General features: G+C 72.7%; 7 protein-coding genes, 2 tRNA genes and 1 pseudogene. 1 reads left to right on the top strand and 9 read right to left on the bottom strand.

The window, feature by feature from the left end; all coding sequences use genetic code 11:
• Positions 1–165: 165 nt before the first annotated feature.
• The gene (locus D471_RS0110170; RefSeq protein WP_017598520.1) at positions 166–1,215 is read left to right on the top strand and encodes an adenosine deaminase; all 1,050 of its coding nucleotides are present in this window, start codon (positions 166–168) and stop codon (positions 1,213–1,215) included.
• 27 nt (positions 1,216–1,242) lie between these two features.
• Here D471_RS0110170 and D471_RS0110165 read toward each other — a convergent pair whose 3' ends face one another.
• The 9 genes and pseudogenes from D471_RS0110165 to D471_RS33750 all read right to left on the bottom strand — a co-directional run.
• Positions 1,243–1,836: a TMEM165/GDT1 family protein gene (locus D471_RS0110165; RefSeq protein ID WP_026127586.1), complete on the bottom strand. Its 594-nt coding sequence runs from the start codon at positions 1,834–1,836 to the stop codon at positions 1,243–1,245.
• Positions 1,837–2,213: 377 nt separating this feature from the next.
• Entirely contained in the window at positions 2,214–3,296 is a 1,083-nt protein-coding gene (locus D471_RS0110160; protein ID WP_017598518.1) for a UDP-N-acetylmuramate dehydrogenase, read from the bottom strand.
• Between the two features lie 65 nt (positions 3,297–3,361).
• Positions 3,362–3,784, bottom strand: a complete 423-nt coding sequence (locus tag D471_RS0110155) for a MaoC family dehydratase (protein WP_040689120.1) — start codon at positions 3,782–3,784, stop codon at positions 3,362–3,364.
• A 35-nt stretch (positions 3,785–3,819) separates the two neighbouring features.
• A complete protein-coding gene (locus D471_RS0110150) occupies positions 3,820–4,263 on the bottom strand; it encodes a MaoC family dehydratase N-terminal domain-containing protein (protein ID WP_026127584.1) in 444 nt (147 codons plus the stop codon).
• Between the two features lie 148 nt (positions 4,264–4,411).
• Positions 4,412–4,576: a 50S ribosomal protein L33 gene (gene rpmG / locus D471_RS0110145; protein ID WP_013156089.1), complete on the bottom strand. Its 165-nt coding sequence runs from the start codon at positions 4,574–4,576 to the stop codon at positions 4,412–4,414.
• Between the two features lie 99 nt (positions 4,577–4,675).
• Positions 4,676–4,751, bottom strand: a tRNA-Met gene (locus D471_RS0110140).
• A 98-nt stretch (positions 4,752–4,849) separates the two neighbouring features.
• Positions 4,850–4,925: transfer RNA gene (locus D471_RS0110135), tRNA-Thr, on the bottom strand.
• Positions 4,926–5,186: 261 nt separating this feature from the next.
• Complete coding sequence (locus D471_RS0110130) at positions 5,187–7,301, bottom strand: ATP-binding protein (RefSeq protein ID WP_017598515.1); 2,115 nt, start codon at positions 7,299–7,301, stop codon at positions 5,187–5,189.
• Between the two features lie 82 nt (positions 7,302–7,383).
• Positions 7,384–10,734: pseudogene (locus tag D471_RS33750) on the bottom strand (SbcC/MukB-like Walker B domain-containing protein); the annotation flags it as partial.

The following is a 10,734-nucleotide window of genomic DNA, read 5'->3' as shown; positions in this document are numbered from 1 at the left end:
CTCGTTAGCGGCTCGCCTCGTCTTGCAGAACCCTGCCGGCGCCCGAATGGATCAGCGGGTGTGCCCCCGGCCGCGGCCGGGGGCACACCCGCGTTCGACCGCCGTTTCCCGACCGGTCTTCGGGTCCCGGTACCACGCGTGCGCGGTTTGCGGCAGCATTGCGTCATGGAGACACCGACCAGCGCGCGCCGGTTGGACCGGCTGCCCAAGGCACACCTGCACCTGCACTTCACCGGATCGATGCGGCACTCGACCCTCGTGGAACTCGCGGAGGAACACGGGGTCCACCTCCCCCAGGCCCTGGTCGACGAGTGGCCGCCCAGACTGCGCGCCACGGACGAACGCGGCTGGTTCCGCTTCCAGCGCCTCTACGACATCGCCCGCTCGGTCCTACGCAGGCCCGAGGACGTCTACCGGCTGCTGCGCGAGGCGGCCGAGGACGAGCGGGCCGCGGGGTCGGGCTGGTTGGAGATCCAGGTGGACCCGAGCGGATACGCCGCCCTGTTCGACGGTCTGACCGCCACCCTGGAGCTCATCCTGGACGCCGCGCGCGCGGCCGAACGGGACACGGGCGTCCCGATCGGCCTGATGGTGGCCGCCAACCGCACGCGCCACCCGATGGACGCCCGGGCGCTGGCGCGGCTGGCCCGGCAGTACGCGGGCCGGGGCGTGGTGTCCTTCGGCCTGAACAACGACGAGCGACGGGGACGGGCGCGCGAGTTCGAGGCCGCCTTCCGGATCGCCCGGCGCGCGGGGCTTTTGTCGGCTCCGCACGGCGGGGAGCTCCTGGGACCGCGCAGCGTGCGCGAGTGCCTGGACGATCTCAGCGCCGACCGGGTGGGGCACGGCGTCCGTGCGGTGGAGGACCCGCACCTGGTGGAGCGGATCGCCACCCAGGGCGTGACGCTGGAGATCTGCCCGACGTCGAACGTCGGCCTGGGGGTGTTCGAGCGGGTGGACCCCCTGCCGCTGCGCAGGCTCTTCGACTCGGGGGTCCAGATCGCCCTGGGCACCGACGACCCGCTGCTGTTCGGGCCGCGCCTGGTCGAGCAGTACCGGATCGCGCGGGAGGTGTTCGGTTTCGGGGACCGGGAGCTCGCCGAGCTGGCGCGGATGTCGGTGCGGGGGTCGGGCGCCCCGGACGCCGTGCGCAAGGACCTCCTGGCGGGGATCGACGCGTGGCTGGCGACGGCGCCGGAGGGCGATCCGGCCTGAGCCGGGGCTCCCCCGCGCGCGGGCGGTTCAGCTCAGGAGCAGCCAGGCGCCCTGGCCGAGCATGGCCGCGCCCGCGGCGAAGAACAGGATCGCGGCGCCCACCCGGACGGCCTGTTCGGGGAGCTTCTTTCCGAGGACCGCGCCGAGCACGATGGCGACGGCGTCCGCCGCGACCATGCCGATCGTCGAGCCGATCCAGACCGCCAGCCAGTGGTACTGGGTGCCGACGGTGATGGTGGCGAGCATGGTCTTGTCCCCGAGTTCGGCGGTGAGGAACACCACGAAGACGGTGAGCAGGCCGGAACGGATCCGCCGGGAGGCGGCGCGTTCCTCGTCCTCGGCGGTCATCTCGTCCCCGCGCAGGGTCCAGAACCCGAAGACGACGAAGGCGACTCCGGCCGTGAAGGTCAGCCAGTCGGTGGGGATGCTGGCTCCCAGGACCTCGGCCAGGAGGACGCTGCCCGCGTGGACGACGGCGGTGGCGGCGGTGACGCCGAGGATGACCGTGAGAGCGCGGTAGCGGGTCGCCAGGGACATCGCCACCAGTTGGGTCTTGTCCCCCATCTCCGCGATGAGAATGGCGATGGTGCTCACAGCCAGACCCGTGAGAAATGCTGTCACACGTCCTCCTCCGACCGAGGGTTTCGGGCAGAAGGAAGCAGCGGACGCCCCTTCAACCCGGTCGTTTCCTACCGGGCCAAAGGTCTCGTCCGCCCTGACTGGAACCTGCTCCCTGGCTGTTCAGCCACTACCGTGACGGGCTCACACGACCGGGCCGCCGAGCGGCCAGTGTGTCGATCGCGTGGATTGGGGACTACTCCCCTTCGACACACAAGACCTTAGCAAAACAAAAGGAAAAGGCAATTCATTCGCTCGGCGAATTTGTTTTTAAGGATCCCCTGATAAACAAGTTGGCCGTGCCCAACTCAAGAATTGGGCACGGCCTCAAACATGTCGCGGGCAACCGAGGCGCAGCAAAGGCCCGCAAAGGCACCGCCTCAAAGACTCACACCGACCATGACGGGTTCGTTGACCAGGCGCACGCCGAACACGGACTCGACCCCGGCCCGCACCTCGCGGGCCAGGTCCAGCAGGTCGCGCGTGGTCGCGCCACCCGGATTGGTCAGCGCCAGCGTGTGCTTGCCCGAGATCCGCGCGGGGCCGGTCCCGTAGCCCTTGGTGAACCCGGACCGGTCGATCAGCCAGGCGGCGGACAGCTTGACGTTGCCGTCGCCGTCAGGGTGGCCGGGGACCTCGACGTCCGGGCCGAGCCGTCCCGCGGCACGGTCGCGCACCGCGGCGAACTCCTCGGCGGTCACCACGGGGTTGGTGAAGAACGAGCCCGCGCTGCGCGTGTCGGGGTCGTCGGGGTCCAGGACCATGCCCTTGCCCGCGCGCAGGGCCAGGACGGTCTCCCTGGCCTGCGCCAGGGGCACCCGTGCGCCCGCCTCGGCCCCCAGGGTCCTGGCCACCTCGGCGTAGCGGATGGGGCGGCTCAGCTCGGATCTGCGCAGCTCGAAGACCACCTCGCACACGACATAGCGGTCCTGGCCCTTGAACACGCTGTCGCGGTAGGTGAAGCCGCACTCGGCGTTGGCCATGGTGCGCCGCTCACCCGTGTGCCGGTCGTGGACGAGCACCTCGCGCACGGTCTGGCTGACGTCCTGCCCGTAGGCGCCCACGTTCTGGATGGGGGTGGATCCGACCCGGCCCGGGATCCCGGACAGGAACTCGACGCCGCTGAGCCCCTCGGCGACCGTGCGCTCCACCAACGGGTCCCACTCCACGCCCGCCTCCGCGCGCAGCAGTACGACGTCCTCGCCGGTCTCCGGGTCGTGCCCGGCCTCGGTGAGGGAGACCCCGCGCGAGTCGACGTGCACGACGGTGCCCGCGAAGCCGTCGTCGGCGACGATCAGGTTGCTGCCGCCGCCCAGGACCAGGAGCGGCTCACCGTCCAGGTCCGCCGCGGTGACCGCGTCCACCAGCGCGTCGGTGGTGCGGGCGACGAGGAAGGTCTTGGCCGGGCCGCCCAGCCCGAGCGTGGTGTGGTCGGAGAGCAGGGCTCCGGAGAGTGTGGACACGGTTCTACCTCACTGCTTCACTGCTGCCGCGGCACGGTGGTCGAAGGCCGGCGCGGATCCGCCGTTCAGGCCAGGCGGACGACGGCGGTGGACTTGGCCAGCACCTTGGCGCCGCCGGAGCGCGCCGTCAGGAGCACGTTCACGGTACCGTCGTCGTTCTTGGCCTTCACCTTGCCGCCGACGGTGATGTCGGCGCCCTCGTCGTCGTCGGGCACCACGACGGGCGCGGAGAAGCGCACCGAGTAGTCGACGACGCAGCCGGGGTCCCCGGTCCAGTCCGTGAGCACGCGTCCGGCCTCGGCCATGGTGAACATGCCGTGCGCGATCACGTCGGGCAGACCGACGGACTTGGCGAAGCGCTCGTTCCAGTGGATGGGGTTGAAGTCGCCCGAAGCGCCCGCGTAGCGGACCAGGTCCAGGCGGCGGACCCGGAAGGTCTGCTCGGGGAGTTCGGTGCCGACCTCGACGTCGGCGTGGCGCAGGCTCACGGTCGCGTTCCTCACGTTCTGGTGGTCGGTCCTGGTCACTCGCCGCGCACGACGAGCATCATGCCCGCCGTGACGACGTGCTCGCCGTCGGCCGCCGTGGCCACGGTCTCCAGCGTGAGCATCCCGTTGCCGCCAAGGGTCTTGACGTCGGTGATCCGGGTGACGGCGGTCAGGACGTCACCCGCGCGCAGGGGACGGCTGTAGTGGAAGCTCTGGTCGCCGTGGACGACGCGGGAGAAGTCCACCCCCAGCTCAGGGTCGGCGACGGCGTACGCGGAACCGGCCATGCCCAGGATGACGGGGAAGGTGGGCGGCGCGATCACATCGGGGTACCCGGCGGCCTCGGCCGCCGCCCGGTCCACATAGACCGGGTTGGGGTCGTTGATCGCCTCGGCGAACTCGCGGATCTTGCCGCGGGTCACCTCGTAGGGCTCCGGAGCCGGGTACTCCCGGCCGATGTACTCGGCGTTGATCGCCACGGTCTCCCTCTCCTGGTCCTTCTGCCCGGGGAAGGGCCCGGACACGCGAACAGCCCGGCGAGCGGATCGCTCGCCGGGCCGGAAGTCTAAGTCGAACGGAGCCACCGCCCACACGCGCCTGCGGGCGGGCGACGGCACGCGGCGGGACTCAGCGGGTCTCGCGGTGCTCGTTGTGCTTACGGCAGTTCGGGCAGAACTTCTTGATCGCGAGACGGTCGGGGGTGTTCCGACGGTTCTTACGCGTGATGTAGTTCCGGTGATTGCACTCCTGGCAGGCCAGGGTGATCTTCGGCCTCACGTCGGTGGCAGCCACTTCGGAGTGCCTTTCTCGCTGGAGACGGTACTTGGTTTGCAGTGAACACTGCAAAGGGCCCGCTTCGACCCCTGAGTAGGGCCTCAGGGGTCAGCGGGTTGGTAGCGGAGGCCGGACTTGAACCGACGACACAGCGATTATGAGCCGCTTGCTCTACCGACTGAGCTACTCCGCCCCGATCGGTGGGGACGGTCAATGCTGACCGTTCCCGGTACCAGGCCGGTAGTCGCTCCACCGGCCACCCACCTGAGTGGACCGGACCGCTTCAAGTGGTGGAGCCCCTTTACGGAATCGAACCGTAGACCTTCTCCTTACCATGGAGACGCTCTGCCGACTGAGCTAAAGGGGCGCGCTGTGGGGCTTTCTCTCGTCCGCCCCGGGGGCGTTGCCCCCTTGCGCTGGTCATGACTATACAGGTCTTCGGGGGTGGTCTGCCAAATCAAATCCCCTCCGCCCCCGGAACAGCCCCTCCGGCGCACTCACGACTCCATCCACGGAGAGGGAAAGGGCCAGTACAGAGGCGGTTTCGCGGACTTCCCGGCCCCTCACGCGGCGCCCGCGGAACCCGTCGATGTGATCCAGGCCGCTCCCCGCGGGCGTCTCCCCCGCCTCATCCGTCCCCCTCCGTCACCCACACGTTGGACATGGCGTCGCGGTTGATCGTGCGGATGGTGGCGGGCAGCCCGAGCCTGCGCAGGGCGTCGGACAGACGCGTGTCGTGCGTGAACACGATGAGCTGCCGGTGGCGCCCCACCTCGGACAGGACGGAGGCCAGCCCCTCCACGGTCTCGGTGTCCATCGCCTGGACCGGATCGTCGAGGACGAGGAAGCCGAAGGGGTTCCCGTCCACGAGGGCGCGCGGCAGGCAGATGGACAGCGCCAGCGCCTGGAACTCGCCCTGGCTGAGCAGACCGGGCGCGCTGGTCTGGTCCTCGACCCCGTCCACGGACACGTCCACCTCGACCCTGCGCCGGGCGCCCCGGCCGATGAGGCGCATCCCCTGGAGGTCGATGTGACGCTCCTGGCGCAGTCGGAACCACACCTGCTCGGCCTGGGTGGCGACCGGGCCCAGCTGCTGCGACCGCAGCTCCCGGGCCTGCTCGGAGAGCCAGTTCAGGGCCGCCTCCGCGGGAGCGAGCGCCTCCCGGGCCGCGATGGCCTCCTGAGCGTCGTCGAGCCACCCGGAGAGTTGTTCGGCCAGGGGCGCCCATCCGCCGGTGGGGTCCTCCAGGCGCTCGGTGGCGTCGCGGCGGGCGGTGACGGCGGCGGCGCGGAGTTTGCGCCCGACCGTCTCCACGTGCTCGGCCAGCTCCCCGAGGTCGGTGATGTCGGCCCCGGACTCCCACAGGGCCCACACCTGTCCCAGTTCGCTCTCCGGCGGCAGCCACGAGGGCGCCGGAGCGAGCAGGAAGCGCGCCTGGTCGCGCGCGGCGTCGGCGCGCTCGTAGGCCGCGGAGGCGGACGCGGCCTGGGAGCGCAGCGCGCGGAGCTGGGCGTTGGCGCGGCGAACCCAGTCGGCGCCCAGGGCCCCCTGCGTGGAGCAGGTGGGGCACGTGGTCTCCGTGGGATGGCGCTGGTGGTGTTCCAAGGCCTGTTCCAGGAGGCGGACGACGCCGTGCGCGTGGTCGCCCTTGGTGCCCGCGGCCATCGCGAGCTCCATGGCCGCGCCGCGGAGCTCGTTGACGACGTCGCTGATCACCACCCGTTCGGGGACGGAGAGCCGGCGCAGCCGGCGCAGGACGGTATGGAGGGCGGGGTCGTTCGGGCCGTCGTCGGCGGCGATCGAGCGCAGCGCCTCCAGATCCAGGTGGGACGCCGTCAGGAGCTGGACGGCGCGGGCGGCGCGGGGGTCGTCCGTGCTCTGGAGCGCCTCCAGGAGGAACCTGAGTTCGCGTGAGGGCCGGTCGCGGCGCTTGGCCAGGCCGTCGCACACCCGGGCCAGCCGCCGCTCCGCATCCGCGAGACCGGTGAGGCCCAGGAGGGCCGTGAGGGTGTCGTAGAGCTCGGCGGCCCGCCCGGTGACGGTGCGGCCGAGTTCGTCGTAGGACAGGAACGGCCGGTAGCGGACGAGGTGTTCGCCCCAGGCGAGGGTGCGCAGTGGAGAGGTCTCCCCGTCCGGGTGGACCACCTCTCCGCGCGCCGAGCGCACGCTCTCCCCGGTCCAGCGCCGGTTGACCCGTGTGGGGCCGTCGTCGCCCGCGATGTGCAGGTCGACGGTGGCCTCGGTGCGCTCGTCGTAGTGGAGGTTGCGCCACCCGTCGCGCCACCCCGTGGGCATGGCGTCCCAGCGGGGGTTGCGCCCGGTCAGCGCGGCCTCGGCGGCCTCGGCGAAGCTGGACTTGCCCGAGCCGTTACGGCCCACGATGACCGTGAGGCCGGGGCCGGGCGGGAAGGTGAGTTCGGCCGGCCGGCCGATGCCGCGGAAACCCTGCACCCGGATTCCGGTGAGGTAGGCGCGACGGACCGGGCCGCCCGGGCTCGTGTCGGGTCCGGGCGTGGCGCCCTGGGCGGCGTCGGGCATGCGCTCGCCGTTCAGCAGGGCCGTCAGGGCCTCGTCGCCCCACAGGGCGGCGGTGACCCAGGAACGGAGCTCGGCGGGCAGGCCCGACCGCGCCAGCTCGTCCAGGAGCCCCTCGGTGACGGGGTCGTCCGCGGACGGCGGGGGATGACGGTCGTGCTGTCCTCCGTCGTCGAACGCCTCGGGTCCCCGAGTCACCTGCGCCACCCCGCTCCGTCGTCGATCCTGCACAAGCAGATTAGGACAGAGGGGGAAGTACGACCCGAACTTCCCCCCGTTCTCTCCCCGCTCACACGCCGACCAGCCTGCGCCTGCTCCCGTCCCAGGTGAAGTGCAGGGTGGCGATACCGGGGACGTCGGGGTCGCGCAGGCACTCGTAGATGTTGAGGCTCGGCACGCTGGCGAAGCAGCCCCACACCCGTTCGGAGGTCAGCACGAAATCGAGGTCGAGTTCGACGAGCAGGCCGAGCAGGCGCCCGTGCGTGGGCTCGTCGACCTTGGCGAACGCGTCGTCGAGCAGGATGAGCCGGGGAGCCCAGGGGGCGTGGGCGCCGAGGGCGTCGAACTGGGCGGCCGCCGCGGCGAACAGCACCAGGTAGGCCACGACCCGCTGCTCCCCCTGGCTGAGGGCGGTCCGGTGGCCGAGCCTGCGCTCGTCCCCGCTGCCGTCGGTGACGTAGACGGTGAACGCGAACCAGGAACGGTAGTCCAGGGCCGCGCGCAGCTGGGCGCCGCCGGTGGCGGTGGGGTCGAGTCGGCGGATCGCCTCGATGCAGCGGCGCAGGGCGTCGCGCAGGCGGGTGGTCTGGACGCGGGTGCGTTTCTCGGCGGGGGTGGCCAGGAGCGGGACGACGGCCTCGATGTCGGCTCCCGCGTCGGGGGCCAGGTCCCAGTCCAGGCGGACGCCGAGACCGGCGGAGGTGGTGACGTCCTTGAGCACGCCGTTCATGGTGGCGATGAGGCGACGCGCCTCGTCGATCTGGCGGGAGAGGTGGCCGGCGAGTTCACCGAGCAGGTGCCGTTCGAAGGCCTCTTCCTCGGCGATGGCGACGGTCTCCTCGGCGCGCGCGGCGGCGGCCGTGACGCGTTCCGCGTAGACGGTGACGTCGTGGGTCCCGTCCTCGTCGTGGACGGTGAGCCGCTTGAGGCCGCGCGGTTCGCTGAGTTCGGTGCGGGTCTGGGACCAGCCGACTGAGGTGAGCAGGCGGCGCAGCTCCTCGCGGCTGCCGAGGATCGCGCTGTCGTCGACGTCGGCGACACCGTCCTGCCCGGCGAGCCCCTCCTCCAACTGGGCCACGAAGGCCTCCAGCAGGGCGAGGCGGGTGTCGGGGCCGGGCGGCGCGGCGGGGGCCGCGGTGGCCACCGGGTCGTCGGTGCCGGCGCCGGCGCCCTCAGACGGAACGGCGCCCTCGGCGCGGGCGGCGAGGTAGCGGGCCAGGGGCGCGTCGGCGGCCGCGCAGGCGGCGAGGCCCGCGGCACCGAGCAGGACGGCGTCGGGTGCGTCTCCGGAGGCTGCGGCGCCGACCGTGACCGCGGAGACGAGCGCGTCCCCGCTGACGAGGGCCAGGCGGACCTGTTCGGCCCGTTCGCGGGTGGCGGCGGCGAGGCGGGCCTCCGCGCTGACGCGGTCGTCACGGGCGCGCTGGGCGGCGCGTTCGAGTTCGGGCAGCCGGGCGGCGGCCTCCTCGGACCGGGCCCGGACCTGTTCGCGGGCGGCGTCGAGCTGGTCCTCCGGCACGCCGCGGGCGCGGTCGCCCAGTTCGATCTGGCGGCGGACCGTGATCATGTCGTCGATGGCGGCGGCCCGGGCGTCCTCGGCCAGCACACGGTCGGAGCGGGCACGCGCCCAGGCTGCGACGTGGCGCTCGTGGTCGGCCAGGCCCCAGGCCAGAACGTCGAGGTCGCGCAGCGCTGTGGCGACCAGGACGCGCAGGTGGTCGAGGGCGCGCAGGGTGCTGTCGAGTTCGGCGCGCACGGTCGGGAGCGGGTGCGCCGGGGACCCCGCGTGGGAGGTGGCGGCCTCGCGAAGCCGGGCGCGGATGTCGAGGAGCTCGGCCCGGGCTTCGTCGGCGGCGGTCTGGGCGATGTCGTGGGCGCGGCGGGCGGCGGCCACGTCGGCTCGGGCGACGTCGAGGGTGGCCCAGGCACGGACCAGCGGAGCGGGGTCGGGGAGGTCCCGGGAGACCTTCAGGAGTTCGGCGTAGGAGCTCTCCACGGCCCAGCGGCGTTCCCCCGCCTCGGAGAGCAGCGCCTCGGCGATGTCCCTGCGCCGTTCGGTGTTGGCCAGTTGGCGGTCGCGGGCGCGTTTGCGGGCGGCCTCGCCGATGAACTCGGGGTCGGACTTGTGGTGCGCCCCGGAGGCGACGCCGAGGCGCCACCCGCCGCCGAGGGTCATGGAGCTGACGGTGGCGACCGAGGCGTCGCGGCGGTGCTTGGGTTCGGAGTCCTCGGCGGCGTCCTGGGCCTCGGAGCGCAGCGCGATGGAGGACAGCAGCGTACGCAGCGTGTCGTGGCTGACGCCGGTGTCGGGGGAGGCGACGGGGACGAGGGCGTCGAGGAGGGTGCGGCCCTTGGCGGGGCGCGCGGGGGTGAGGACGACGTCGCGTGTGGCGGGGTCGTGGAGGGTGCCGTCCGCGCGGATCCACGCGGTGAGCAGCCCGCTGGCCTCGAGGGCGGCTTCGAGTCCGGCGCGTTGGTCGTGGGTGAGCGTCTCGACGAAGTCGACGGCGAGGTGGAAGGCGACGCCCTCGCCGTCGGGACGGGGGTGAGTGGCCCAGGCGGGGCGCGCGGGGGCGTGGCCGGTGTTCCGGGTGCGGCGGTCGGCGAGTTCGTGGAGTTCGTCGGAGAGCTGGCCCTCCTCCCCCACGGCGACGTCGCGGCGGGCTCGGAGCTCCTCCAGGAGCGGGTCGACGGCGGCGTGGGCCAAGCGGGAGACGGTGGCGGGCACGTCGGCGGCCAGGACCCGAGGACCCGCAGGTCCTCACTGATGGGCAGTTCGACACTGCCCTCCAGTTCGTGGATGGCCTCACCCAGGGCGTGGGCGTGGCTGGAGTCGCGCAGGCGGGCGGTCCAGGCGCGGACGCCCTCGGCGTAGTCGGCGCTCTCCTCGCGCAGGAGGTCGATGGCGTCGCGTTCGCGGGTGTGCGCGTGTTCGAGGTGGGCCTCGGCGCTCTCCGCCTCGCTGGTGAGGGCGACCAGGCGGCGGTCGGCGGTGGCCTCGTCCGTGGTGAGGCCGGTGAGGCGGGTGGCGGCGTCGCTGCGGTCGTCGGCGAGGGCGGCGGCCGAGGTGAATCGGTCGTGGAGGCGGCCGAGGTGCTCGCGCAGGGCGTCGAGGTCGACGCCGTCGACGGGCGGGCGTTCGACGGCCTGCTCCAGTCCCTGGAGGTCGACGCGGGTGGTGCTCTCGCGGGGGGCGTGGACGCGGGCGTCGGTGTCGGGGACACGGCCGAGGGCGTCGGGGTCGATCCCGGCGGCCACCGCGGCGCGGGTGGCCTCGGCGTGGGTCTGCCGGAGGACGTCGAGGGCGCGTTCGATGGCGCTGGTGTCCTCGCCGAGCCGTTCCACGGCGTGGTTCTCGGTGCGCTCGGCGTGTTCCGCGGCGACCCAGGCGGCCTCGGCGGCGCGGATGTAGGCGCCGACG

It is taken from the genome of Nocardiopsis lucentensis DSM 44048 (genome assembly GCF_000341125.1).
Lineage (GTDB): Bacteria > Actinomycetota > Actinomycetes > Streptosporangiales > Streptosporangiaceae > Nocardiopsis > Nocardiopsis lucentensis.
Note: the sequence above shows the minus strand (reverse complement) of the source record. Positions and strands in the feature narration are given on the sequence as shown.